Below are 25,663 nucleotides of genomic sequence, written 5' to 3'. Positions count from 1 at the left end.
ATCCCCTTTCTGACTTCGAATTCAGAACGTTTGGTTCTATGATTGACGCTACTCCCGCACTTATGTCCCGACTCCGATCCTGGGGTGCCGCCGGTGTCGGTCTGATGATCGTCGCCATCGTTGTGGTCGGCTGTGACGCCGTAACCAGTCAGGATCTCGGCGACGCGGATCCGCAGAAGCCCACCATCAAGCAGTACGTGGAAGAGGTCCGGGCCCTGAGCAGCCTGGAGGAGGTTGCGACAAAAGCCGACCTTCTGAGCGCGCTGGAGCAGGACAACATCACCGTCTTTGCCCCAACCAACGCGGCCTTCGACGGAATTGACAAGACGGACTTGCTGTCCGACGCGAACAGTGAACTGTTGAGCGAGGTGCTGCAGTATCACATCGTTCCGCAGGTCGTGAAGCTACGCGAAGGGGACAACGCCATCGGCGAGGGCAACTCCGCAACCTATACGACCGTCGAGGGAGACCCGCTCACCATTCAGGTGACGGATGGGGGCGCTACCGTCAATGGACAGCCCATCTCGAACGGCGACGCGGACGCCTCCAACGGCGTCGTGCACGTGACGGACGGAGTGCTGCTCGAAACGGCGGACGTCGTCGATCGCGCGGAACTCATGCCGACGTTTCGGACGCTGCGACGTCTCATCGGCGAGACGGGGCTCGAAGGGGTGCTTCGGGGGACCGGCCCCGGCCCGAACCCGGGCGACGGCCTCACGGTTTTTGCCCCAACAAACGCTGCCTTCTCGGAGGCAGGCTCCATTGCAAACCCCGAAGACGTCCTGAAGTATCACGTCCTAAACCAGGTCTTCCGTCTTGACGACATTCCGGTGGGATCGTCGGACGTGGAGACGTTGGAAGGATCGGATGTGACCATTGTCGGATTCGACAACGACAATAACGGACGAACGGACTCCGTGACCGTGGATGGCATCCCGGTCGCAACGCCGGACGTCACTGTTGAAAACGGCGTCCTCCACAGCCTCGACACGGTCCTCTCCCCGTAACGCCTCGCTCCCCAACTGAACGGGACTTCAGACATCCTCCCCTTCTGTTGGGCTCCACTGTCGTTTTTCGACGTGACGGCCGGTCGGGCTGCCGACTGTCATCCGGAGGCTGTGCACTTCCACGCCACTGACGGCGCTTCAGGACCGGCCGTCATCGCCGGGAATTCCATGCACACCCCTCCTGTACGTGCGGGCAATGGCCCGCCCCCCTGCATCCACACCGTACAGGAGCGTTACCGACGCCACGATGAGTGCTCCGTCCTGAAGTGTCGGCAGCAATCCCAAGGAGACGATCAGTGTCGTCGCACACGCTGGAGCATGGACGGCTTGCGTTCCCAGCATTCCTGCTGTCGTGAGCCCAACCGATAGGACGCCGCTACCGGCCATCCGAGCCGCCGCTTCGGACTGCGCAGGCGGTAAGGCCGTGAGCACTGTCCCGTCCGCAATGGCAGTGTAGGCGATTAGCCCTCCCAGAACGCCGCACAGATGACCGCCCAAGACGTCCCTGGCCTGGTGCTGCCCAGGCTGAAAGGCAAGGGCAAACGCCGTAGGCCCAAGACTCGGAAAGAGAAACGGGCGTCCTGTTGCCCAAAGCACAACCCCAAGAACACCACTTAACAGAACAGTGGCCGCACTGATGCCTGCCACTTGCTGTAAGCGCGTCGATGGAAGCACGCGAGTGATTCTTTTGGCCCAAGAAACGAATCGCTTCTCCCACACGCCCCAGGTGCAGATGTGATTCCCTTCAAGCGGGGCTCTCCCCCCTCGTACTAGCCGCCAATCTACAACTCGCGCAACCGGATCGTGGTGTTCGGGACTTGACGGCATCCCTCCGCCTCGCAGGTGCCGCTGCCATCGTCGTCGGGGTGCCGGTTGGATCGGGCCCCAAACACTTCTCATCAACGACGTGGAACCTCGGGCATCACTTCGTATCCACGAAGACGCGAATGGAGGTTCCCTTGGGCCACCGAAACACGCTCACCCGACCAACCTCCTGCGGGATAAGCCCCGTAGAGGTCCATCGCACTCCCACCTCGGGAGAGGATTTTGACCGTGCCCACCCAAGACGTCGCAGCCAGATGGTCCCCTCTTGAAGACTGATCACGCTTTCAACGCCGGCCTCCTCATCAGGAGCATAGCAGTCGTACTGCCGAACCTGCCCGGACTTCCGGACCACAAGGGCGACGACGCGTACTCGGTCTGGCTCAATGCGAGAGAGCGGAGAGGATCTGTCTTCAAGTGTCCCGCTCCGCCCCGGTCCGCGTTTGCCCTTTTCGACGTTTCCAATTTCGGGCGACATTGTCTGTTCTTGCATATCACATTCCACATTTCCGCAGCAGAAGATGATGGGCTCGCGGGCCTGTGCTTGACCGGTCCCATCTCATTATGTTAATCGCCGACTCCTGTGAGCAGACGGCGGGCCAGCCGCTCCCCTCCAACGAGGTTTGCCAAATGCTTCAACTGTCGATCCTCGTAGGCCTGGTTGAAAACGGCAATGTCCAAGGACAACACCTTCTGAAAAGCCTCTTCCGCTGCGTCGGGAGATGCGCTCTGCTCCGCAACTGTCCTCCCGTGCTGCATAATCACATCGATCATGGAAAGCGGATACCGCACAGGCAGTCCAATCTGAACGTGGACGTGCCCAATTTTGAGCCGCTGCGCAACGTACTCTTGTCCGTACTCGCCCGAAAACAAATCAACGAACCAATCCGCAATCATCGCGTGACGCTCGCTCATGTCCTCTCCCTCGAAGTACTCCGCCGTGTTTTCGTGGGCGAGCAGGCGACTATAAAAATCCTCCGTAAGTGCCTCTGCCTGCTTCTCAGCCCCCCCTTCCAGTTCGGAAAGGAGTGTCTTTTCTTCTGGAGTGAGCTCCATCATCTCGGCCAACTCCGCGTGAATGTCTTCCTTCTGAACCGTCCAGCTCTTCCGTTCGCTTCGAGTTTCCATTTTCGTTACTTCAATTGGTGGAAAAAATCGATCGCTGCTGCGGTAGTTGCCTGTATTCCGCAGAATAAGGGCTTCGGTCGTAAGGATCCGGGTCGTTTAGTCGAACGACTGACGTGTCAACCAACAGCCTCCATGGTCTCAAGCAAGGCTGTGAGCAAGCCCCGGCACTCCTCGGCCACCCGTCCGTCGATGCGCTCGATGAACGCCGCCTGAGAACCAAACTGTCGCTGCACCGCCGGCATCACAGGCGTTTCGGCGAGATCGGATCGGGTGACCCCAATGCCCATGGGCAAAGAGGAGACGGGCGGCAGATCATCCGCGATGGTTTTGGCGTCGTCGACGGCCTGCGGCCGGTCGGCCGGAATGAGGAGCAGCACGCCATCGGCCCCCGATGCAAGAATGTCCCACATGTACGCAAAACGGTTCTGCCCGGGCGTCCCAAACAACTTGACACTTCGTTCCCCGACCCCTACTTGCCCAATATCCATCCCGACGGTCGTCTCTTCTTTTCCAATCGAAGACGTAACCGAGGCCTCGGTCGAGAGCGCATCCTCTTGGCTTAGGAGGCGAACGAAGCTCGTTTTCCCCGCACACACCGGTCCCGTCACCACAACCTTTGTCGCCATCGCAGAAAGATCTCAATTCAAACGCGTCAAGCTTCTGCTTTACGTGACCGCAGGGGCCGAAAGCTGCTCTCCAATGGCCTTGGCGGTTTCACGGGCACGCAGGTGAATCATGCCGACGTTCGATTCGCCTTCCGCTATGACCGCCAGAATCCCCTGCTCGCTTGCGCGATAGAGAAAAATGCTCCGCTCTTCTCCTTTGATACTCGTCTCATTGACGCCGCCTGCCGAAAGGGTTGCGGACATGCGCTCACTCACGCTGGCGGTCGTGGCCACCATCGCCGCCACCTCCTCCGCCTCTGACCCTGAGAGTGTATCGGTCACAACAAACCCATCTCCAGAGGCAACAAGCGTCCCGATGATACTCGGAATTGCGCTCTCAAGAGACTTCAGTACGTCGTCGATCTCTTTGACTGCTGACATACAATTATTTGCTCATTGGCCTGAACACAAAAATTTCGAATCTGCCCGGCGTCCGTGTGCGGCCTTTCCGGCGAGAACCTCCTCCACGAGCAGTGATTCTTTTCTGTCGGGCCATCGGCCGTTCCGATGAATCCTCACTGATCGTGACTCGCGCCGCAAGGCGCTTCTCTCCTGAGCCGGCAGCGAACTCCCCCGCCTCGCCACGGGAAGCACCATCGAACCGTCACTTGGCGTCCGGGTGGAGAAAGAACGTCTCCAAACGAGAGCGTCGTTGTTGTAGTGTCCCTGCTAACAGTGCCGTAGGGCGAGTCACCACAGCCCTTAGACGCCTGCCAACGCACATGGGCGCTGCTCGCTCGTTCCGCCGAAACTCTTTCCTCTGGTTGTCGATTGCCCTTTCTGTCGTTTTGGATTGCCTCTTGATCACGCCCCGCACGAATGACCTCGTCTTTTCAGCATCGCGCATGTACTCTCCTTCTCGCCCTCATATTAGGAGGTGCAGCTCCGTTCATCGCTCGGGCACAGCCTTCGTCCGCCCCCGACACCATTCGGATACAGGAAGGCCTGAGCGTTCGGGGCGGGACCCACTACAACCGGTCTGCCGTCTATCGGGACACGCTTCTGCACCAGTGGGTCCAGGGAACGTTGCAGCCCCCCACAGCTGGCACTCCTCTCAGTGCACAGAGCCCCTCCACCTGGTCCTCCATTACAGCGGGGCCGAATGGATACTTCGAGGATCCGTCTCTCAGGGGCGGATATCTGTACGTGTCGATCAACGCGGACTCCGCCCAGACGGTGCTCCTGAATGCCTCGGGGCACAGCCAGGCGCTCGTGAATGGGATTCCTCATATGGGCGATGTCTATGATTACGGTTGGGGTCGTCAACCCATCCGGCTTCATGAGGGCCCCAATCATCTGTATTTCCGAAGCGAGCGGGGACGGGTGCGGGTCCAGCTTCTTCGCTCTCCGACGTCGTTTTCAATTGCCCGAAGCGACATGACGATGCCGGACCTCCGCCTCGACACACGTGAGCCCACCTGGGGCGGAGTGCGAGTCACCAACGCGACTGCTGCCCTCGACACGACCCTCGTCCTGCGGGCGCAGATCGCGGGGGGCGCCCCAACCGTAACTCCTCTTCCCCGCCTCCCCGCCCGCATGACCCGAAAGGTGTCGGTCCGTCTCCCCGCTTATCGTCCCGACACCACGGGCGCCGTTCCCCTCCGCCTGACCCTCCTCCGCCAGGACAACTCGACCCGGCCGCTCGACACGCTGCAGACGACCCTAGACGTGGTTCGATCCAGCCAAACCCACAAGCGCACGTTTCGCAGCGACATCGACGGCAGTGTGCAGTACTATAGCGTCGTACCCCCTGCCGGATCGTCGCACACCCAGGAGCGTCCCACAATGGTCCTTTCCCTGCACGGCGCCTCCGTCGAGGCCCCGAGCCAGGCGGGGACCTACACCGCAAAGCCAAATACGTACATCGTCGCCCCCACCAACCGACGCCCCTATGGCTTCGACTGGGAAGACTGGGGGCGCCAAAATGCCGTTCAGACGCTTCGTGTGGCCGAAGAACGGTACGGCACGAGTCGGAGCCGGACGTACCTGACCGGGCATTCGATGGGAGGACACGGAACCTGGCACGTCGGCGTCACCTATCCCGACCGGTTTGCCGCCATCGCCCCGTTTGCCGGCTACCCAAACCTTCGTGCCTACGGTCGGCCCGGCGAGCAAACCACGGGCACGACCGTCGTCGAACAACAAATCGAGCGGGCCAGCAACCCGAGCGATACGTACGCCCTCGACCGTAACCTTCAAGACTACGGCGTGTACATCGTCCACGGCTCGGAGGACGAGGTTGTGCCGACTGCTCACGGCCGCGCCATGGCCGAGACCCTCTCGAAATTCCACCGGGACTTTGCGTACTACGAGGTTCCCGGCGCCGGACACTGGTGGGGAAGCGAGAGTCTCGATTTTGCCCCTGTGTTCGACTACTTCCGATGGCACGAGATCGCTCCTCCCTCGGAGCAAAAAACCATTCGCTTCACAACAGCAAATCCCGGCATCAGCGCCCGCTCGCACTGGGCCGGCATTGAAGCGCAGCACCAGCCGCTTGCCTACAGCTCGATAACCCTCACCCAGGATACCACAAACGGCACCATCACGGGAACGACGGACAATGTGGCCCGCTTGTCCCTGTCGCTTGACCGCCTCAGCCTGCCCGACACCGTCCGAGTGCGCCTGGACGACGACAGCCTCTCGCTCACGGGCACAGCCGCCTCGGCCGACCGCCTCTTTCTCAGGCACAGCGAGACGGGGTGGGCCCTCACCGAAGCACCGTCTCCTGACCACAAAGGCCCCCATCGATACGGCACCTTCAAATCCGCCATCGACCACGACGTCGTTTTGGTCTACGGAACCCAGGGAACTGCCGCCGAAACCCGATGGGCACGCCGGAAGGCTCGACTCGACGCCGAGACGTTCTGGTACCGCGGCAATGGCACCGTCGACGTGCTGCCCGACACCGCCTTCGCCGCCGATGCGCATCCTGATCGGGGAGTCCTCCTCTACGGCCATGCGGACATGAACACCGCCTGGTCCCCCCTCCTTGGAGAAAGTCCAGTCCAGGTCAAGCGAGGCCAACTCAGCATTGGCTCACGCTCGATTGACAGCAACACTCTGGGGGCATACTTCGTGCGTCCGCGTCCCCAGAGCGATCAGGCCTCCGTTGGGGTTGTCACCGGCACAGGTCTTCCTGGATTGCGGTCGGCCTCGGCCACCCGGTACTTTCGCTCCGCCGCCGGCTTTCCCGATCTGTTCGTCTTCGACGCCGATATGCTGATCAACGGTCAGGACAGTGTGCGCTACTGGGGATATTTTGGAACCGACTGGAGCGTTGAGAAGGGGGAGATCCTTGGGCCGTCCACTCTTCATCCCAATGGTTCAAAGTGAGGGACACGGCCGGTGGAACGGGGGTTCCTCATCCGCGCCCGCCGGATCCAGCGATTCTCCGACGGGTGTAAACTCCGGCGCGTCTGAACCGATGATCGCTTGCCCATTCTTGCATCGTTCCCCCCACGCCCTTCGTCCCCGGATGCAGCTTCTCCCCCGTTTCCATACTGAGCCGTTGAATGCTCTCGTCCCCCGCCCACTCGCGTACGCGTGCATCGGTCTCCTTCTCATTGGAGGGTGTCAATCTCCTTCCCCCCCTTCCTCCTCAGAAGCAATCCAAAAGATTGAGAAGGTGAGCGCCGCCCGAGCAGCTGCATTCAACAACGAGGATGCAGAGAGCATCGCCTCGTACTTTACAGAGGATGCCGTCCTGATGCCCCCAAACCAACCGGCCGACACCGGACGTGCCGCCGTCGCAGCGTACTACCAGTCTCTGTTCGATGCATACGACCCCGAACTTTCTAGTCGATACGTAGACGTTGCCGTCTCGGACTCCCTCGCGTACGGTCGGGGCATCGCGACGGTCACCGTAACCCCAGAAGAAGGAGGCGATCCGGTCACCTCTACGTCCAAGTACCTCAACATTCTTGAAAAACAGCCCGACGGCACGTGGAAAACCACCCACGACATCTGGAATGCAAACACGCCCCCGGCCACTGAGTAATCGAGCGTTTCGGGACCTCACCCACCGCCGTCCCTATAATCGGTGTAGTCGAAATCCTCGTAGAACCTCCACGACGGCTCAAAGTCCTTCGGCGGCTTTTCGCCCCTCAGAAGGTACCGGGTCATTTCAATCGGCATTTCCCCTTCTTTCAGGATTGTATCGTGGAACTCTTTCGGAGGCATCTTTCCATTGACGACCATGTCTTTGTACAGGGATCGGATTTGCAGGCCGCCCAGGAGATAGGCCGCCTGATAGAGCGGCGGATAGTCGGCCGCAACGGAGCGCCGCACCTCTGCCTCAGCATTCTTATCCTCGTGTCCCACGTGTTCTACAAGAAAGTCGACCGCCTCCTGGGGACTCATTTGCCCTAGATGGAACTTCAGGGAGAAAATGATGCGGGCACTGCGATGCATCCGCCAAAACAGCATCCCGATACGGTCCTCCGGCGAATCGGGAAAGCCCTTATCCCAGAGCTGCAGTTCCCAGTACAGGGCCCACCCCTCCGTCCAAAAGGGCGTGGCAAAATGGTCCCGGTACACATTGTATCGGTCACGGTAAAACCCCTGCAGATGGTGACCCGGAATCAGCTCATGATGAACCACTGCCTTCGAAAAGTGCGGATTGTTTCCCCGCATGCTCATCATTTTCGCGTCGTGATCCATCGTGTTCGTGGGATAGGACACCCAGATGATTTCACCTCCCAGAAAGTACGGACTAAGGAGTTGCCGCTCCGGAGACATCATCTCCATTCGCCACGTCTCCTTGGCCAGTTCAGGAATGGTGAGTAGGTCTCGTTCCTCCAAAAAGTCCGTGGCCTCGATGGCCAGCCTGTGGATGAGTTCTGGCTGTTCGCCCGCCGGAACGTAGCTGTTTTTGACGTGATCGAGTGCTGCTTTCCAGTCCTCTCCGTACCCCAGTTCCCGAGAGGCCGCGCGCATCTGTTGCAGGCTCCACTCGTACTCCTTCTCCGCGATATCAATCAGTGCCTGCGGGCTGTACGGAATCATGGCGTGCCGCAGCCGGGCCTTTAGTTCCTCTTCCCCCACCGGGGTGCCCACAATTCCACTCTCGCCCTCTTTGTCGACATCCGCGTCGGTCCGCCACTCCTCCAAAAACGTGACATAGTTGGCGAGGGTCGAATCGGCGTGTTGATAGGGCTCTTCTGCCCACCAGGTTACGTCGGGATCGTATCCCTCATAGAACGTGTAGGCGTTCTTAAGCGTCTCCCGCAGATTCTTCGCCACCTCTACCGCCCGCCGCGAATGGGCGGGAGACAGGCGCTCCCCCCGTTCCAGTGCCCGTCTCTTCTTTTGAATGGCCCGAGCCAGGCGATCCAATTTCTTCGCAAGGTTTTGTCCCCGAAGATCCTGTCCAACACTTCGCTTTTCCTGGAACGACCGAATGAGATCCGAAAAGGGCACGGTCGAACGCACATCCTGAAACGAGCGGCGGGCTGCTCGTAACTCACGCCGATCCCTCCGAATGTTGCGACGGAGCAAAATAAAATCCACGGCCTCGTCCACCGATAGGCGAGCATAGTCGATCTCCTCCATCCGGGCCAGCCACCGATCATAAAATTGCTCCATGCGATCGTAATACTGGGTCCCTTCCTCCAACACGTACTCTCGATCCAACGCTTCTTTGTCAGCGTAGTAGTGCTCGACGTACGTGGCAAGCTGACTCGTCGGCTCCGGCTCGAACGCCAACACGTCGTCGTTCACCTGTGCTCGGCCTACGTGGGGCAGCACCAAAAACGCCAGCACTGCACACAACACAATTCCGGACCAGTCTCGACGATTCACTTTGAGAATACGCACACTGAAGAGCGGACACATAATTCGGGACGGACTGAGAAGGGCACGATTGTGCCCCAGTAACGAAGAACAGAGCGAAGGCCGCGGAGCTACTGGTTCCTGATGTGGATTCTCCCCTCATTTGGCTGCGCCTGATACTGAACGTACGTCCCCTTCTCATCGGTCTGGAGCGTCGCCTCATGTTGGGTGTCCCCCTGGCTGACCCGAATGTTTGACCAGGCACCGGGAACGTACGTTCTGAGGGTAAGGGGGAGATCGTACCGGGGCCCAAGCGAGTGGGTAAGCGTCACCGTAAGAGCATCCTCTCGGCGCTCGGTCGACACACGCGCATCCATCCGTTCTTGCATGTACTTGGTGCCATCGGCAAACGTCGCCACCCACAGATCCTTGGTCCGAGCATCGATATAATCGAGGTACTCTTTCATCTCGGCCTTTGATTTTGGCTCCCAGCCAATGCCCTCGATGCCGTGAAAAACCAGCACGAGCCAGATGTTGTCGTTCTCCTGCGTGACATCCACCCACCGCTTCATCTCCGTCATGGGAGTATCGGACAACGGCCCCCGTTGCCATAGCGTGTAGGCGGTGCTCGTCGTCCCCGGCTGTACGTCGCTTCCCCGTTCGATCTCGGTCAGATAGGGCCGTGGCATGCGGTTACGAAGGGCGGGATACAGCTCATGCCCGATCTCCATCACACGTTCGTTTTTCGTGCCAAACGGGGCTTCGGCCGAAAACGTGTGGGCCGTGCCGAGATGACGTCGGATGGCCTCTCGGCTCTCCCGTAGCTCGTAGCGGATGTTCTTCGCGTCCATCACCGCCAGGTACGGGTGGGTGATTGTGTGACTTCCAAATTCGTGAACGTCAGTATCGTAGGAGCGAAGATCTTCCCACGTTACGAGCTCCACGCCTGGCTCTACGGCCATCACCTCATACATGTACTCACTCAGCGGATAGTCCCAACTCCCGTCCTTCTTCTCATGGCCCCCCTGCCGCACCTTGCGGTATCCCTCGTCAATCACATCGTACGCCGCTTGCACCCGGCCCTGCTCGTAGAGCCCTCCCGCCTCCATGTGGTACGTGTAGGTCCCCTTGTACCCGAGGTACCGGATCGCCGACGCCCGTTCGAAGAAGTTTTCGGCATCTGTAGTGTCTCGGGCCGTCTCTTTGATGATGTTCTCCACGGACCGCCCCACAAATGTACCCGTCTCCTGGGTGCCCGGAAGCGCCCCCGTCACAATGTAGAAGGTGCCCGGGAGGTCCCGCTCGTTCAGCAGTGGACGGGCAACCCGGAAGTGGTTAATCGTCCCATCGTCGAAGGTGATGGAGATCGCTCCGGTCTTCCCTCCCTGCCACTTCGTAATGGTGGTCTCTCCCACTTGTCCCAGCGCCGGACGTGCAAACACTGCGAATACGATGGCTACGATGAGCCGAAAAAGAAGTCGAGACATCGACTCTATGCTGTCAGGAAAAGATGGGCAGTGCCCGGCCAGTTCGCTTCTCCTCACCGAGACGCACCGTGAACTGGAAGAACAGGCACCGTTTCGGTGAGACGATTCGTCTTTGTCGTTCCCACCATGTTCCGGAAAAGAACGGCCATTTACAACTACCCGGCGCTCTGCGCAAAAAGGGATGCCCATGGCGTGGTGTGTGCCCTGCGACGCTTCATTCCAAAAATCCCGTATCAAGGTATACAGTCCAGAAGCCGACGTTCGGGTCGATCGGCGTCGCGGCTACCTCAGTTGCAGGGTCCTAAGTGGCGTGCACTTTGCGACAATAACAATTTGTGGCGCTCCGCTTACGTCGGGGCGTGCACCTCGGCCCGTTCTCCTCGCAACGGGCCCTCGGGGCCTCGCCAGTCGCCTACCTTTCATTCAAATGCTCCTCGCCACTCGTGCCCTCGTCCTACGAAATTACTGGCTCGCTCCTGGAAGTGAATTCGGACGCCCCCCTCGTGGGACTGCTTGTCGAGGCCTACGCAGTGGATGCCCCCCAGGATCGGCGCCTCGGCGGGACGCTGACGGACGCAAACGGAGCCTTCAGCCTCACCGTCAATGAGCCGCTGGATCCCTCTTCCCCTCCCACAATCCGGTTCACCGCGTATATCGACGGGCGGTCGGAGGTTATTCATCAGACTGATCCCTTTACGGTCGAATCGTCGCCCTACGACCTGGGGCGCCTCCGCATCGTGCCTCGTACGCCGGAGCCGGCCGTTCCGGCCTATTCGGCGGCCTTGGGCCATGAGCTGCCCGACGCCAGCGCGCCGTCCCACTCCCCCCTGCCATTTCCGCGGCGCTTCGACGCCCTCCCCGCCCACCAGCCCCCGGACGAGATGCTAGAACATCTGGGCGAGCCGGACGGCCCAATGAGTGAACGCAAGTCTCTTTGGGCCGAAAACTCGTACGACAGCCCCAACCTCCCGGCCGGATTCACCTTCTTCGCCCAGTTTCTCATCCACGACCTAACCTATGACTTGGTGCAGCAGGCAAGCGTGGACCGATTGCGGAAGCGAGAGCAGCACGGCACCTCCTCCCTCCGGCTCCAATCCCTCTATGGACCCGGGCCCGAGATGGCCCCGCATCTGTACGCGTTCTATGATCACAACCACTTTTCCGGGCGCCTGCTGGACAGTCCGGCAGGCACCAAACAAGACCTGCCCCGCAACCGCCAGGGACGGGCGCTCATAGCGGACCCGCGGAATACAGAAAATGTCGTACTGGCCCAACTGCATCTAGCCCTTCTCCGCTTTCATAACCACGTGGTGGACCTCGTGGCCTCTTCTGGGGATCACGGACGGGCCCTCTTTGACCAGGCCAAACAGCAGGTGCGGTGGCACTATCAGTGGGCCCTGGTGCACGACTTTTTGCCACAAATTGCCGGACCCGAGGCAGTGACGGACGCCTTGGAACGAGAGCGTAGAGTCGAAGCGCCCCCCACCCTTCCACTTGAAGTGGCCCAGGGCGTTCTTCGGTACGTGTACTCACAGGTTCGACTCAAATACCGAATCAACGAAGACGCGACGGTCTCCCTGGTCCCCGCCGACGACACCTCAGACACGCTACTGCGTCACCACTCTCAGTCGATTCCGTCCCGACTGGCCATAGACTGGCCTCGATTCTTCGCCCTCGGCGACACGCCTACGCAGCCAAGCAAACTGATCGATACGAAAATCACGCCCGCCTTTCTGAACTTGCCGCTCGTCGAGGACCCTCGTCCGGCCCGGCGGTCCGTCGCGGTGCGCTTTTTCCTCCAGGGCAAGCGTGCCGGCCTGCCGTCGGGCGAGGACGTTGCCCGAGCGTTGGGCAAACGGAGAACGCTTCCCAATACGTCTGTCCTCCGAAAGCTGGGCCTCCGGGCAACGCCCCTCCTTTACTACGTTCTGGCCGAAGCCGAGCATCAGTATCAGGAATCTCACGACGACCAGCTTGGCCCCGTGGGCGGTCAGTTGCTTGCTGACGCAGTGATTCGCCTTCTCCGGGCCGATCCGCAGTCCTATCTCAATGCCCATCCCAACTTCCGACCCGCCTCCGAGCTTACGTCCGCCGACGGCTCCTTCGGGGTCGGAGAGCTTGTCACTGGGGGCACGACCTGAACGACGTCGGGCGCCAAACAGGCCTATCCTGTTTGGAAGCACAAAGAGCCTGCAGGAGAGCCCTGTCGCTATGGCCGTTCAGACACGCGGGCGAGACGGGTCCAAATGTTCTCCTTCCAGTACGGACTGCGAACGTGCTCCACCAACTCCATCTGATAGCGCCCGCTTTCCGCGTTCACCCGAAGGAGCCGCCGCTGCGCGCCGATTCCCCGCCAGTACGTCTCGACGCTGTCGGTGACTTCTCCGATCAGAGAGGGCACCGGCGACTCGTAACTCACTGCGATTCGTTCGGCCGGAACCGTTCCCGCCGCGATGTCAAGCGAGTCTCGTCCTAAACGGACGGCCTTCGCAGGCACGTGCTCGGCACTGTCCGCAACGGTGACGTGGAAGCGGAGGGTGTCTGACCGGCCAAAATCCAGCCCTCGAATGAGGAGAGGAAGTTCCGCCGGGGGGTACGACTGCGGACGAGACGAAAAGGAGGTTCGACGATTTCCGTAGTCGTCACTACGCATACGGACCTCGACCCGGCCATCGGGCGGAAAGGCCATCTCCCGGTACTGGTTTGAGCACCAGTCGAAGCTCGTGAACGAGTGCTTGAACGGACGAAGGTCGTTCTGCCGAGCGTTTACGACCCAGTTGCGCTTATACTGATACGACCCGCTGTCTAGCTCGTAAAAGAAGGCGTACTTAAACGCCGGCGTACCAGTGCCATCGGTCGCCTTCGTCATGGCCGTGGGGCGAAAGCGATGCTTCACGAGATACGTCCCCACGACAAATCGCTGTTGGTTGGACCGACCGTACTGATCTCGCGTCCGCTCGACTTGGTAGAAGGCTACTTCTGCTTGCCCATCGTTCCAAACGTCCGCCGTCAGATACGAGACATCCGTGATCGGAGCCCTCTCCGACTGGGGCTCAGTCGTGCCTCCACACCCCGCCAGCACGGCTATGTACAAAACAAGGAAGAGAACCCGAACCCCAGACTGATCGCCCATGACACGCAGTCAAGTAGTGAGACATACAACGCCAAACGGCCGTACCTGACTACACGGCAGACCGAAGCAGAATGGTCGAAAACGTCCCCCTCAACTGCGTTGCCTTCCCCCCTGAAATCGTTACGACCGGACGTACCGAACCACGAGACGTCCGATCAACAGCACGAGGCCAAGAAGAACAGCAGCTGTGACCAACGGACGGCGACGCGCTGCTGCCCGAACGGGCTCTGTTGGGGAAAGCTCCACCCCCGGAAGCCCGAAGAGACGTTCCAGGCGACCGGGATGTGCCCCGCGTCCGAGCCGCGCAAACGGAGTTCCGTTCAGTCGAATCTCGGCCGAAAGCCCAGTCACACTGAGGGCTTTGTGAATACGCCGGGACGTGCGGGCTCCTCCCCGGGAGAGGGGGCCGCTAGACATAAGGCGGCGCCCAACCTGAAGACTGGGCACGTCGACAACGATGTGATTACCATCGGACTGAATGTCAACGTCCTTCCCGTCAACGGCAAGCTGTAGATCTGCAAGAACTTCGAGGGGCTGGGCCATAACGCCAGAGAGCTAAAAATCGAGAGGCGGGGGTGGATCTCCAGCACAGTTCTAGCGAGGGCCCAGGCGCCGGGCACCTCGCCGAACTGCACAAGAACGCAGAAACCAACAGGGCCAACTTATCCGGTCCCGTTTTCCTTGGTTCGGATTTTGAGAGTGCCGTCCATCTTCCAGTGAGCGTACTCCGGATCCTCTCCGGCCCTGCTTGGGACAAAGAGCTCAAAGTCCTCGAACTCATAGGTAATTTCGGCCCCCCGGCCCGTGAGCTTGTCATAGAGGCTAATTGCCAACTCGGGCCAGGTTTGGGTGTCTTCAACTTCAGCCATGATTTCGAAAGGTGTTTCTATAAAGGTAGTGTCGAGAACCCTTCCATCCGTGCACAAAGATTCCTCTGTTGCTGATGCAGCAGGAAATAGTACCGCACTGCGGCAACAATTGTCTCCGCTTCTGCCTGGACGGATAGCTCCACTCTCTTCACCCACATTTCGGAGAGTATGAGTGGGTGAGATGAGATGACCGAAGCCCAGTCGTAGTTTTCAGTCCGATGGAATATTCTCGTAATGGACGCTCGGCGCCGATCGATTCGAGCGGTGGCCCCTGCCCTGCCAAAGCAACCCAATGCCGTTCTGATTCGTACTTAAAGTATGTTGTCCTTGAACCTAGGCTTTCTTCGGCATGGCTCAGTCTTCTCCTACCACTGTGCTCGTCACCGGCGCCACCGGATACGTGGGGGGACGTCTCGTGCCCTGCCTCCTGCGTGAAGGATACACCGTGCGCTGCTTCGTGCGAAATGCCGACCGCCTTCGCGCTCAGCCCTGGGGCACCGACGTGGAGGTTGTTGAGGGGGACGCCCTGCAGGCCGAAACGGTGCCCCCTGCCATGCAAAATGTGAGTGTCGTCTACTATCTCATCCACTCGCTCGGCTCAGGGGAAGACACGTTTGCGGAGCGAGACCGACGGGCAGCCACAAATATCCGTACCGCTGCGGAAGACGCGGGCGTGGACCGCTTGATTTACCTGGGCGGCATGCGTCCAAAGGGATCTCGCCAGTCGAAGCATCTGCAGAGCCGCATCGAAACGGGAGACGTGCTTCGGGACGGCCCGATCCCCGTAACCGAGTTTCGTGCCGCTCAGATCGTGGGATCCGGAAGTCTCTCGTTCGAACTGGTGCGCTACCTCACCGAGCGGGTGCCCCTCATGATCTGCCCAAAGTGGGTGCACACGCCTACTCAGCCCATTGCGATCCGAAATGTACTGCAATACCTGATTGCTGCCCTCGACCAACCGGAGAGTGCTGGAGAAATTGTTGAGATCGGGGGACGCGATGTCCTCACCTACCGAGACATGTTTCAGATCTACGCTGCCGTTCGTGGCTTGCGGCGTTGGATCGTGAACGTCCCCTTTCTAACCCCCCGGCTTTCGTCCCACTGGGTCGGGCTCGTGACGCCAGTCCCAAACAGTATTGCCCGTCCCCTTATTGAGGGCCTGGACAACGAGGTCGTCGTCGACGATCCCGAAGAGGCCCGTCGGCTTTTCCCCAGCGTGGAACCGATGGCCTTTGAGGCAGCCGTGCGTCTCGCCCTGCGTCGTGTCGAGTCCGATGAGTTGCCCACCGTCTGGAATAGTGCTGTTTCGTCCACCCCCCGCTCCCCCAGCCGCACAACAACCCTCGATACGACGGAGGGGCTCTACCGAGAAGTGCGCACTACGGCCGTGGACGTCCCCCCCGAAACGGCCTTCGATACAATCCGTCGTCTGGGTGGAGAGACCGGATGGCTTTACGGGGATGCCCTCTGGCACCTACGGGGCTGGATCGATCAGTTAATGGGCGGTGTCGGCTTCCGGAAGGGCCGCCGGCACGAGACCCGCCTTCGCGTGGGCGATGCGGTGGACTTTTGGCGCGTGGAAGCACTCGAACCGGGGCGCCTGCTGCGTCTTCGGGCGGAAATGCAAATGCCCGGCCGCGCCTGGCTGCAGTTTGACGTAACGCCGGCCTCAGACGAACACGCCCGCACGCAGGTCACGCAAACCGTTTTCTTCGAGCCGAAAGGCCTCATGGGCGCCCTCTATTGGAATGCCGTCCGGCCCGTTCACGGGCTTCTGTTTGCGGGCCAACTCCGGGCGTTGGAGGCGCGAATGAAGCAAGAATCCCAGACAGAAAGAGAGGAGCCTCCTGCCCCCGAGACCACCGTCGCCGAACGACGAGAGTGACTGGCCGGCGCTTCGCCCCCTGTCCTTAGTTGAGGAGCCAAATCCCCACGTTCAACGCCCAGGCATAGGTCACCCACGCGAGGTACGGCACCAGAAGCGCTCCGGCCACCCGACGAACTCGAAAAAAGCGATCGGTCGTCCAGACCACCATTCCCCACAACGCGGTAATGACAATGAGGCCAAGGATGGGCGACCGGGCCCCAAAGAATGCAAACGACCATGCGCCGTTAAGCACGAGCTGTCCGGCAAACAACACCAGTGCCTGCTGGCTTTCGGTGTCCTCCGTCCGTCCCTTCCATACGAGAAACGCCGCGATGCCCATTAGCGCGTAAAGCACCGTCCAGACCGGTGCAAATAGCCACCCAGGGGGTGTAAAACTCGGCTTGACGAGGGTCGGATACCATGTGCGCACGGAGGCCTGTGTGCCCCATCCTGCAAGCAACCCGACGGCCTCACACGCAAGAACAGCAAGAACGGCCTGGCTCCAGGGAGGCAGTGTCCAGCGGCTTGATCGCGGCATACGTCGGTACGGAAAATCAAAAAGAGAATTACACGCCCCGTTGTGCGCCGACTGCTCGGAACCGGAGCCACTCCCACGAGCCCATGCGGATCCAGTCTCCACGCCAGATGGCACGAACAAGACGACGGCTCACACCCCCTGCACCGTCGCAGTCGGATGGATACCGCCGCACAAGTCACTTCCAGAAGCGGTCTTCCTCTCGCTTGTCCCACCGCCCGAGGCGCCTCGGTCACGGCGTGTTGGACCTCAGTACCCCGTTTCTTCGGTATGGGGGTCTCCTGAATTTTCTTAGCGGAACTGCCCGCTCCCCCTCAGCTATTCTCGCCCGCCTCTCACAACGATTCCTCTGATATCATGTACGACCTCCACGCTGAACGTTCCCGTCGCTCCCACCTCACGTGTCTCCGCTCTCCCAATGAAGGAATATCCGATTGACGGTGAGCTTGATCTTCACGTCTTTGATCCGTCCGACGTGGGGGACTTGGTCCCCGAATATTTGCGCGCCTGTCACGAGAAGGGACTGACGCAGGTCCGGATTATACACGGCAAGGGGACCGGCACCCTCCGGCGTCACGTACGCTCCATCTTGAACGATCATCCCCTCGTTCGGGACTACAACAAAGCGACAGACGCGAGCGGATGGGGAGCAACCATTGCGCATCTTACGCCGGATCCGAACACGGATGAAGACTAATGCCATCTCCGAAGGATCGATGTGCATCTACCGAGCACGTTCGGGCAACGACGCCTCCTCCGTTTGCTTCCGGTCCATCCTGCATTCCGATGCGGGATCTTCTCCGATAAAGAAAGGAAACTCCGTCAGATTCGGAGCGACTCGTAAAAGGCATGATCATCTTGCATAGTTGGCATAACAACGGCCCGCCTCCCAAACGTTGGGAAACGGGCCGAACCTGTTCTCATTCTCCTTATGAGATTGCTGCACTGCGAGGCAACGCCCTAAAATCCGAAGAGCACGCCTCCGGAAAGGCCAACCCGACTCAGATCGCCCCCAACGCCGACGTTGAGTTCGGCAAACGGCGTCAGTCCCCCTGCATTGAATTCAACACCTCCGACGAGATTGAGGGCCGTGTCTGTGTCACTCGACGTGGTGGTTCGTCCGGCGACCGTATTCTCAAACGACGAATTCGTAATTCCGAGTCCGCCGCCCACGTACGGCGACACAGGGCCCGTCACCGGAAGCGGGTAAATTGCATTGATGTCGAGGGACCAGACTGTCCAGTTTTCGTCGGCCAAGTAATAGGTAAAGGCCCCGTGGCCATCAACGGGTATAGACGGAAGACCGACTCGGGCATTGGCCCCAATGCCCAAATCCCCACCGACATCCGAAACGTCGCCGAGAGAAATGGTGGCCCGCGGCCCAACCTTTACGCTCTGTGCGGTTGCATTCGTTGGAACGGCAAACACCAGGAGAAGACCTACCGTGAGTGCAAATGCCAGTCGTTTCATGAGTTAGAGAAGGGTCTTTGTTGAGAGGAAAATGTACCCCTGAGATCCATTCCCCTCCTTCCTGCTCATGAACACGACAACGACAACCAAAACCGGACAGATTTACGCAGACGAATCCACAAAAGGAGCCCACTGATTCTCTTTCGCTTTTCCTCCACGGCCAATGATTCGCCGCCTCGGAATTTTTCTCCTTGTTGTGACTGGCTTTTGGCTGGCCGGGCACACACAGCTCGCAGGAGCTCCCCTCCGATCTTCCACGGAGGAGATCACTCAAGCAACCGCCCCGAACGTCTCCTCTACTGATTCCGACCCTCCCCTTCTCGGCGTGGTATGGGCCCCTCCCAACGCCCGCGGCCCCGCCCTCCGGGCACTTTCCCGGCTCAAAAAGGCAGGCGTGCGGGCCCTCCGACTTCTTAAACTGCCGCCGACGGACACGCGTCAGGCCCTCTTCGGCCGGGCCGACTCTCTCGATCTCACCCTCTTCGTCGATCTTCCGGTATCGTACACAGCCGCCCGTGCTTTAGAGGACTCGCTGGAAGCAGCCCAACCCACCCTTTCTCGCCTTCAGCAACAAGCCCAACGGCACGAATCCATTCATGCTGTCGGGTTGGCTCGGGGAGCAAATACCACTTCGTCCCTGGCCTGCACCGTCCTTCAACAATGGACGCAACGCATCCACGACTCGTCTTCTCTCCGCACGTACTACGTCTCGCCCTTTTCGGGCGCCGCGGATCGCTGTGGCAACAGCGTCGATCTGCCTCTACTCGATACCCGTGGCCTGAATAGCCCCCTTCGGCACTGGACCTCCTGGACAGACGCCGCCCCTGCTCCTGGCATCGGCGCACTGGGCACCTGGACGGCCCCGCAGGCGGCCTCTGGACTTCTTACGCCTCACTCTGCCGAGCAACAGGCCCGCTACCTCGAACGGGCACTCAGGGCCGTCACTGACTCTGTTGCGGCGTCTCCCCCGGTGTTCATTTACCGCTGGCAAGACCGAGAGCCGCCGCTCCTCAATACCCGACGCTATGGCCTCCACACACGCTCGGGGACGGCTCGACCTGCAGCCTCGGTTGTTGAGGGATTCTATACAGGAGTTCAGCGGGTCTTTGCCTTCCCCTCCGGGGCACCTCCCTCCACGGCCCCGCATACCTTTGTCTTGATCGGGTGGGGCCTACTGGCCCTGTTGGGCGGACTCTATGCCCGGAACCCGTATGTCCGGGAAACGGCGTTTCGATACTTTGCCGCGCACGGCTTCTACCGCGACGCCCTGGAGAAGGGCCGAGACGTCGACTCAGGGGTCAACCTCTTGTTGCTGCTTACCGTCAGCGTCTCGACCGGCATGACGACAGCACTTTTCGCCGGCCTCATTGCCACCCAGCCGTCGGCGGTCTTTCTCCTCGAAGCCCTTCCCCCTGTGCTTCGTGGGCCTCTCGCCGATGCTTTGGCTCAGCCCGCCCTTGCGGGCATCGCAGTCGGCACCCTCTCGCTGCTCCTGCTCGGATTCTGGACCGGCGCACTCATTCTGACTGCCCATTCCGAATCCCCGTTCTCCGCCGCACAAGGCCTCATGCTGATCGTGTGGCCCTGCTGGCCTGCCCTGGGAGGCATGCTGCTCGCCCTCATGGCCGCCACCGCCCCGCCCGTCCCTCCAACCGCGTTAGGCCTTCTCCTTCTCGGTCTTAGTCTAGGGGCACTGCTAACCGTCACCACGCGCATTCTGCTCGACTTTCGAGCCGCAGCCGGCGTCTCGCTCACAAAAACAATTGCCCTGCTGCTCCCCAGCCCCTTCGTGGTTGTCGTCGGCGCAGCGATATTAACGGTGCTCCGCTACAGCCTTCCACTTTCCCTCCTGTGGCAACTCGCCGTCCACACCTAATACGAGTGGTGCTATTGAATACACATGAAATAGCTTTCAACGCTAGAAAAGTGCTCCGTCGTCGCTCCAGGGAATCTCAGATTCCCAGCATCTAGATGGCCAGACTTGATCTAGGCAATCTAGATTGCCAGAGCCTATCCAATGATCGCTGGGACCTCTCCGCCCGGTTGGATGGGCTCCAGATCAAGTCTGGAGCGACGGGGAGGGACCATTTCTGGCGTTTGGAGATGGCCCCACATGCTGTCCACATATAGCCCACCGCATTCTCAGATTTTCAGGAGCGACGAAGATGGTGTTGTCTATGGTATTGAGGTTACATCAAAGCTCTACAAATACCATCCTTCAATAGCACCACTCGTCCTAAAACCGCGTACCGACGATCACTGTGCCTCTACCGAGGGCGTTCGCCCAACGACGGCTTCTCCGTTTTCTGGTATACCGCCCCGGATCAACGCCGCAGGGCATTCGGAAAGCACATTCACCGAACCTGGCCGAGACGCCTCCCCAACGACTTGTTTGACTGCTTTTACAACGCCCAGGTCACCATTTCCGGATACAGCATCATCAGCAGCAGCCCGGCCACCTGAATGACAATGAAGGGCACTGCGCCGCGGTAAATTTGCATGGTCGACACGTCGTCGGGGGCGACGCCTCGTAGGTAGAAAAGAGCAAACCCGAAGGGCGGCGTTAAGAACGACGTTTGAAGGTTCATGCCCACCATCACCCCGAACCAGACGAGCGCCGCACTCACCGTTCCGCCAAACTCGGGCGGAAGTAGCTCAGCCGCCGGGGCCTTGAGGAGCGGAATGATGATGAACGCAATCTCAAAGAAGTCAATAAAGAAGCCGAGGAGAAAGATCGACAGATTCGCCACGAGGAGAAACCCAACGACGCCCCCCGGCAGATTCGTCAGCAGATCCTCAATCCAGAAGTCCCCCCCCAGCCCCCGAAAGACGAGCGAAAAGGCCGTGGACCCCACGAGGAGAAACATCACCATCGAGGTAAGCCGCATCGTCTCGTCCATCGTCTCGCGGAGGGCCTCAAGCGACAAACGGCCGTTGGCCACGGCCAGGAGAATGGCCCCTACGGCCCCGAGCGCCCCCGCCTCAGTAGGGGTCGCGATGCCCTGAAAGATGCTGCCCAACACAAGGACAATCAGGATGAGCGGGGGCAACATGACGAGAGCGACACGACGAAGAAGCCGCGTCGGGGCAATATCACGGGCCGCCTCCGGAAGCGCCGGTGCGCGGTCGGGCCAGAATAGGGCGACCCCACCGGCGTAGGCGGCATAAAGGCAGGCAAGGGCCACCCCAGGCACAAGGGCCCCAATGAAAAGATCGCCTACGCTAATGCCCAACTGGTCGGCCAGTACGATGAGCACAATGCTGGGGGGAATGATCTGACCGAGGGTTCCGGAGGCGGTAATGACCCCTGCGGACAGCTCGCCGGAGTAGCCGTAGCGAAGCATGACGGGCATGGAAATCAGCCCCATGGCCACGACGGAGGCCCCCACCACTCCGGTCGCTGCCGCCAGCAGCGCCCCCACAAACACAACGGCGATGGCCAACCCGCCACGCACGGCACCGAAGAGCTGACCGATTGTCTTCAATAAATCTTCCGCCAGCTTGGATTTCTCCAGCATCGTGCCCATGAAAATAAAGAAAGGCACCGCCAGCAGGATGAAGTTCGACATGATGCCGAAAATCCGAGACGGAAGAGCCTGCAGCAACGTCCAGCTCAGCATGCCCGTCTCGACTCCAATCCCCGCAAACAAAAGGGCCGTGCCCCCCAGCGCAAAGGCAACGGGATACCCGGAAAAGATTAGTGCAAGTGCTCCCACAAACATGAGCGGCGCGAGAATTTCGGCACCCATCATTCGTCATCACCTGTTCGAGAGTACGACAAGGACGACACCTGTTCAGCCAATACGTGGACGCGACTCTTCGTCGTAGACGTCACTGATTTCTGCTCCCCGCAGAACAGCCACTTCCCGAATCATGAGCGACACGCCCTGCAATATCACGAGCGTAAGGGCAAGGGGAATGACCGTCTTGATCGGGTACCGGGGAAGCCCTCCTGGGTCGGGCGATCCCTCCAGGATGGCCCAGGAATTGGTAACAAAGGGAATCGACATCCACAGCACAACCGCGCAAAAGGGCAAGAGAAAGAGCGCGGTTCCCAATAGGTTGATCCAGGCCTTTCCGCGACGCGAGAGACGTCCGTACAGCACGTCTACCCGCACGTGGTCATCGTACTTGAGCGTGTAGGCCGCCCCAAGGAGAAAGACGAGACTGAAGAGATACCACTGCAGTTCGATCCACATGTTGGAACTGAGCCCGAACCCGGTGTAGCGGTCAAGGTAACGGGCAATGGCATTGAAGGCCCCCACCCCTACCATCCCGAGCGTCAGCCAGTACAATGCCCGCCCCGACCACTCGCTCACGCGATCGATACGGCGAGCCCAGCGAAGCCAGCGTTCCATGAGCGGAACCGATCAAATCTGTTTCCCAGTGCCAACGATCACCCCAAGAGTATGGGCTGAGGTCCGCATCCTCAAGCCCCCAGCCCAAGAGCGGGTTCCCGGGAATCTCCTGACGCCCCCGCTCGAAAATGGGGAGCGTCCAACGCCCCCGGCGCAGTTCCTCCATCTCTACGGAACGCACCAAAAGATGCGCCAAACCGAGACGATATCTTCCAGGACTTTGTGCGTTTATACAATCGCGTCTCGACTCCAGGAGAGGCTTCTTGGATCGAGCCTTGTTCGATCATCACTCGTCTATTGAGAGACCGAAATGAAACGGTTCATGATACTAGGCATCCTTGCCGTCTTTGGATTTGCTGCGGCCCCCGCCACGGCCCAGACGGTGTACCTACACGGTGGAGCGGGATTTCCGAGCTCTTCGGGCCTTAACGATGCCTACAAGGCCGGATTTAATGCTGGGGTAGGTATTGGCTTCCCCATCGTGTCCCAGCTTGAAGGCGTCATTCGGGGCAACCTCGATCGGTTCGAAAACGACCTTCCGGGCTTTGGCAACTTCGCCTCATGGTCGGCGACGGGCAACCTGAAGCTGAATGCCCCCATGGCGAGCCGACGGGCCATGCCCTACGCCCTGGCTGGCGGTGGAATTTTCCGTCTTGGTACTGAGAACGCGTACGAAACAGAGGCTGGCCTTCAGTTTGGCGCAGGCCTGAACATTCGGACGTCTCCTCGAGCCAGCCTTCTGGTAGAGCCCAACTACGTGCTCGTATTCAGAGAAGGACAGGACACGCAGTACTTCCCCGTACGTGTCGGTGCCGCAATTAACCTGTAACCCTGATCCTTTCTGCATCTCCGACCGAGGACGGTTCGGTTGGGCGCGCAGAGACGCGATCATCCCCTGGCGCGTGTCGAGCAATCGGCACGCGCTTTTTTGTTTACTGCGCGCTCCGATCAAGCGCCTGATCGAGGTCTGCCTTGATGTCCTCCGGGGCCTCTAGCCCCACCGAGACTCGGACTAGGCCCGGGAGAATGCCCACCGCCCGGCGCTCGTCCTCGGTAAGCTTGCTATGAGTGGTGCTGGCCGGGTGCGTTGCAATAGTGCGCGAGTCTCCGAGATTGGCTGTAAGCGAGCACATCTCCAACGCATCGAGAAAGCGGGCCCCTCGCTCGATTCCCCCCTCTACGGCAAAGCTGAGAATGCCGCCGCCTCCGCTCATCTGCTTCTGCGCCAGCTCGTATTGCGGATGCGACTCCAGAAACGGGTACCGAACAAACTTTACGTCCTCGCGCTCTTGTAGGTGCTGTGCTACATCCAGGGCACTCCGACTATGCTTCTCCATCCGCACGTCCAGCGTCTCCAGACTTTTGCTAAACATCCACGCGTTGAACGGCGAAAGGGCCGGGCCGCTGTGCCGCGCAAAGGACTGGATCGGCTCCAGATATTCCTCGTTGCCCACCACAACGCCCCCTACGCCACGCCCCTGCCCGTCGATGTACTTTGTGGCCGAGTGAATGATGATGTCGGCCCCATACTGGGCCGGCTTCTGCAAAACGGGCGACGCGAAGCAGTTGTCGACGATGTAAATTAGATCATGCCGATCGCAAAAGGTGCCCATCCACTCCAGGTCGATGAGGTCCACCGTGGGATTGGAGGGCGTCTCGACATATACAAATTTCGTCTCGGGCGTCACCAGGTCCTCCCACTCCGACAGGTCGTGGATGTCGCCGTACGTGTGACTGATGCCCCACTTCGGAAAGACCTGCGTGAGCAGCTTGTGGGTGGAGCCGAACAGATAGCGGGAGGCCAGGACCTCGTCGCCCTGCTCTAAATGGGCGGCAAACGTCGTGAATACGGCCGCCATCCCGGACGCCGTCGCCAGTCCCTCTTCCACGCCCTCCAGTGCACACATCTTCTCGACAAACTCCTCGACGTTCGGGTTGGTGAACCGCGAATAAATGTTGCCTTCTTCCTCCTGAGCGAAGAGCGCCCGTGCCTGCTCGGCGTCGTTAAACGTAAAGCTGGACGTCATGAACATGGGCACGGAATGCTCCCGCTCACCCGACTGTTCAACTTGGGTCCGGATACAGGCAGTGTCGTCGTTCTGGCTATCGGGTCTGTCCATCGTATTCGGTCCCGTTTACGGTAAAGGTGTACGAAATGTCGACTGTCCCTTCGAGCATGTGCGAAACGGAGCAGTACTTGTCCAGGCTCAACTCAATGGCCCGGCGCATCTTCTTGGGCTCCACCTCGCCCTCAACATGATATTTCACGTGCAGCGACGTAAAGACAGCCGGCGTCTCATCATTGGCACGCTCTGCCTCCACCTCCACATCATAGCTGTCCACGGACTCCCGCTGCTTCTCCAAAATGGACAAAATGTCAATACTGCTGCACCCGCCCACGCTCAGTGCCACCATTTCCATCGGGCTTACGCCTTCCATGTCGTCGGTGGAGGCGATCGAAAACTCATACCCCGACTCGTTCCCAGCCCGGAATTGAAGAGCATCGTTCACACGCTCTAGTTGCACGTTCATAGCTATAGACATTTTAAGAGT

The 25,663-nt window shown here is 59.9% G+C and carries 24 protein-coding genes; 8 read left to right on the top strand and 16 right to left on the bottom strand.

Features of this window, described 5'->3' with window-relative positions:
• Nucleotides 1-38: 38 nt before the first annotated feature.
• Nucleotides 39-1,007: a fasciclin domain-containing protein gene (locus BSZ35_RS00840; protein WP_105010674.1), complete on the top strand. Its 969-nt coding sequence runs from the start codon at nt 39-41 to the stop codon at nt 1,005-1,007.
• A gap of 138 nt (nt 1,008-1,145) precedes the next feature.
• Here the strand turns inward: BSZ35_RS00840 and BSZ35_RS00835 are convergent, their stop codons facing one another.
• From BSZ35_RS00835 to BSZ35_RS00815, 5 genes are all read right to left on the bottom strand, one after another.
• On the bottom strand, nt 1,146-1,682 hold the full coding sequence (locus BSZ35_RS00835; RefSeq protein ID WP_219846563.1) for an HPP family protein: 537 nt from the start codon (nt 1,680-1,682) through the stop codon (nt 1,146-1,148).
• Between the two features lie 247 nt (nt 1,683-1,929).
• The gene (locus tag BSZ35_RS00830; RefSeq protein WP_105010672.1) at nt 1,930-2,322 is read right to left on the bottom strand and encodes a hypothetical protein; all 393 of its coding nucleotides are present in this window, start codon (nt 2,320-2,322) and stop codon (nt 1,930-1,932) included.
• Nucleotides 2,323-2,396: 74 nt separating this feature from the next.
• Entirely contained in the window at nt 2,397-2,957 is a 561-nt protein-coding gene (locus tag BSZ35_RS00825; RefSeq protein WP_105010671.1) for a protoglobin domain-containing protein, read from the bottom strand.
• A 116-nt stretch (nt 2,958-3,073) separates the two neighbouring features.
• Complete coding sequence (locus BSZ35_RS00820) at nt 3,074-3,583, bottom strand: GTPase (protein WP_105010670.1); 510 nt, start codon at nt 3,581-3,583, stop codon at nt 3,074-3,076.
• A 39-nt stretch (nt 3,584-3,622) separates the two neighbouring features.
• A complete protein-coding gene (locus BSZ35_RS00815) occupies nt 3,623-4,003 on the bottom strand; it encodes a roadblock/LC7 domain-containing protein (RefSeq protein WP_105010669.1) in 381 nt (126 codons plus the stop codon).
• 438 nt (nt 4,004-4,441) lie between these two features.
• Here BSZ35_RS00815 and BSZ35_RS00810 point away from each other — a divergent pair, with 438 nt between their 5' ends.
• Complete coding sequence (locus BSZ35_RS00810; protein WP_105010668.1) at nt 4,442-6,955, top strand: prolyl oligopeptidase family serine peptidase; 2,514 nt, start codon at nt 4,442-4,444, stop codon at nt 6,953-6,955.
• Nucleotides 6,942-7,619, top strand: a complete 678-nt coding sequence (locus BSZ35_RS00805; RefSeq protein ID WP_105010667.1) for an SgcJ/EcaC family oxidoreductase — start codon at nt 6,942-6,944, stop codon at nt 7,617-7,619. Before BSZ35_RS00810 ends, BSZ35_RS00805 begins: the two co-directional genes overlap by 14 nt.
• Before the next feature lie 17 nt (nt 7,620-7,636).
• On the opposite strand, the gene BSZ35_RS00800 is transcribed toward BSZ35_RS00805, so the two are convergent.
• A complete protein-coding gene (locus BSZ35_RS00800; protein WP_181149120.1) occupies nt 7,637-9,436 on the bottom strand; it encodes a DUF885 family protein in 1,800 nt (599 codons plus the stop codon).
• Nucleotides 9,437-9,522: 86 nt separating this feature from the next.
• Nucleotides 9,523-10,878 (bottom strand): polysaccharide deacetylase family protein, encoded by a 1,356-nt coding sequence (locus BSZ35_RS00795; protein ID WP_181149119.1) that lies wholly within the window; start codon nt 10,876-10,878, stop codon nt 9,523-9,525.
• Between the two features lie 443 nt (nt 10,879-11,321).
• Here BSZ35_RS00795 and BSZ35_RS00790 point away from each other — a divergent pair, with 443 nt between their 5' ends.
• Nucleotides 11,322-13,019 (top strand): peroxidase family protein, encoded by a 1,698-nt coding sequence (locus BSZ35_RS00790; protein WP_146109963.1) that lies wholly within the window; start codon nt 11,322-11,324, stop codon nt 13,017-13,019.
• A 68-nt stretch (nt 13,020-13,087) separates the two neighbouring features.
• Here the strand turns inward: BSZ35_RS00790 and BSZ35_RS00785 are convergent, their stop codons facing one another.
• The 3 genes from BSZ35_RS00785 to BSZ35_RS00775 all read right to left on the bottom strand — a co-directional run bounded on the left by BSZ35_RS00785 (nt 13,088) and on the right by BSZ35_RS00775 (nt 14,880).
• Nucleotides 13,088-14,011 carry a hypothetical protein gene (locus tag BSZ35_RS00785; protein WP_258096017.1) on the bottom strand — a complete coding sequence of 308 codons (924 nt, stop codon included), beginning with the start codon at nt 14,009-14,011 and terminating at the stop codon, nt 13,088-13,090.
• Nucleotides 14,012-14,131: 120 nt separating this feature from the next.
• Nucleotides 14,132-14,554, bottom strand: a complete 423-nt coding sequence (locus BSZ35_RS00780) for a hypothetical protein (protein ID WP_105010663.1) — start codon at nt 14,552-14,554, stop codon at nt 14,132-14,134.
• Between the two features lie 119 nt (nt 14,555-14,673).
• Nucleotides 14,674-14,880, bottom strand: coding sequence for a hypothetical protein (locus BSZ35_RS00775; protein WP_105010662.1), 207 nt, complete (start codon nt 14,878-14,880; stop codon nt 14,674-14,676).
• A gap of 349 nt (nt 14,881-15,229) precedes the next feature.
• Here BSZ35_RS00775 and BSZ35_RS00770 point away from each other — a divergent pair, with 349 nt between their 5' ends.
• Entirely contained in the window at nt 15,230-16,765 is a 1,536-nt protein-coding gene (locus BSZ35_RS00770; protein ID WP_105010661.1) for an SDR family oxidoreductase, read from the top strand.
• A gap of 25 nt (nt 16,766-16,790) precedes the next feature.
• On the opposite strand, the gene BSZ35_RS00765 is transcribed toward BSZ35_RS00770, so the two are convergent.
• Nucleotides 16,791-17,285: a TspO/MBR family protein gene (locus BSZ35_RS00765; RefSeq protein WP_105010660.1), complete on the bottom strand. Its 495-nt coding sequence runs from the start codon at nt 17,283-17,285 to the stop codon at nt 16,791-16,793.
• Nucleotides 17,286-17,700: 415 nt separating this feature from the next.
• On the opposite strand from BSZ35_RS00765, the gene BSZ35_RS00760 reads away from it, so the two are divergent.
• Nucleotides 17,701-17,979 (top strand): Smr/MutS family protein, encoded by a 279-nt coding sequence (locus tag BSZ35_RS00760; RefSeq protein WP_105010659.1) that lies wholly within the window; start codon nt 17,701-17,703, stop codon nt 17,977-17,979.
• Nucleotides 17,980-18,242: 263 nt separating this feature from the next.
• Here BSZ35_RS00760 and BSZ35_RS00755 read toward each other — a convergent pair whose 3' ends face one another.
• Nucleotides 18,243-18,752, bottom strand: coding sequence for an outer membrane beta-barrel protein (locus BSZ35_RS00755; protein ID WP_105010658.1), 510 nt, complete (start codon nt 18,750-18,752; stop codon nt 18,243-18,245).
• Between the two features lie 163 nt (nt 18,753-18,915).
• Here BSZ35_RS00755 and BSZ35_RS00750 point away from each other — a divergent pair, with 163 nt between their 5' ends.
• A complete protein-coding gene (locus tag BSZ35_RS00750; protein ID WP_105010657.1) occupies nt 18,916-20,628 on the top strand; it encodes a hypothetical protein in 1,713 nt (570 codons plus the stop codon).
• A 526-nt stretch (nt 20,629-21,154) separates the two neighbouring features.
• Here BSZ35_RS00750 and BSZ35_RS00745 read toward each other — a convergent pair.
• Both BSZ35_RS00745 and BSZ35_RS00740 read right to left on the bottom strand, forming a co-directional pair.
• Entirely contained in the window at nt 21,155-22,501 is a 1,347-nt protein-coding gene (locus BSZ35_RS00745; protein ID WP_105013666.1) for a TRAP transporter large permease subunit, read from the bottom strand.
• Nucleotides 22,502-22,546: 45 nt separating this feature from the next.
• Nucleotides 22,547-23,110 (bottom strand): TRAP transporter small permease subunit, encoded by a 564-nt coding sequence (locus BSZ35_RS00740; protein WP_105010656.1) that lies wholly within the window; start codon nt 23,108-23,110, stop codon nt 22,547-22,549.
• Between the two features lie 322 nt (nt 23,111-23,432).
• Between BSZ35_RS00740 and BSZ35_RS00735 the strand changes: the two genes are divergently transcribed.
• A complete protein-coding gene (locus tag BSZ35_RS00735) occupies nt 23,433-23,939 on the top strand; it encodes an outer membrane beta-barrel protein (RefSeq protein WP_181149118.1) in 507 nt (168 codons plus the stop codon).
• A gap of 103 nt (nt 23,940-24,042) precedes the next feature.
• Here BSZ35_RS00735 and BSZ35_RS00730 read toward each other — a convergent pair whose 3' ends face one another.
• Together BSZ35_RS00730 and BSZ35_RS00725 are read right to left on the bottom strand one after the other, a co-directional pair.
• Nucleotides 24,043-25,230 (bottom strand): aminotransferase class I/II-fold pyridoxal phosphate-dependent enzyme, encoded by a 1,188-nt coding sequence (locus tag BSZ35_RS00730; RefSeq protein ID WP_105010654.1) that lies wholly within the window; start codon nt 25,228-25,230, stop codon nt 24,043-24,045.
• Nucleotides 25,214-25,642: an OsmC family protein gene (locus tag BSZ35_RS00725; protein ID WP_105010653.1), complete on the bottom strand. Its 429-nt coding sequence runs from the start codon at nt 25,640-25,642 to the stop codon at nt 25,214-25,216. The genes BSZ35_RS00730 and BSZ35_RS00725 overlap by 17 nt, the downstream gene beginning before the upstream one ends.
• Between the last annotated feature and the right edge of the window lie 21 nt (nt 25,643-25,663).

Source organism: Salinibacter sp. 10B (assembly GCF_002954405.1).
Classification (GTDB): domain Bacteria; phylum Bacteroidota; class Rhodothermia; order Rhodothermales; family Salinibacteraceae; genus Salinibacter.
Note: the sequence above shows the minus strand (reverse complement) of the source record. Positions and strands in the feature narration are given on the sequence as shown.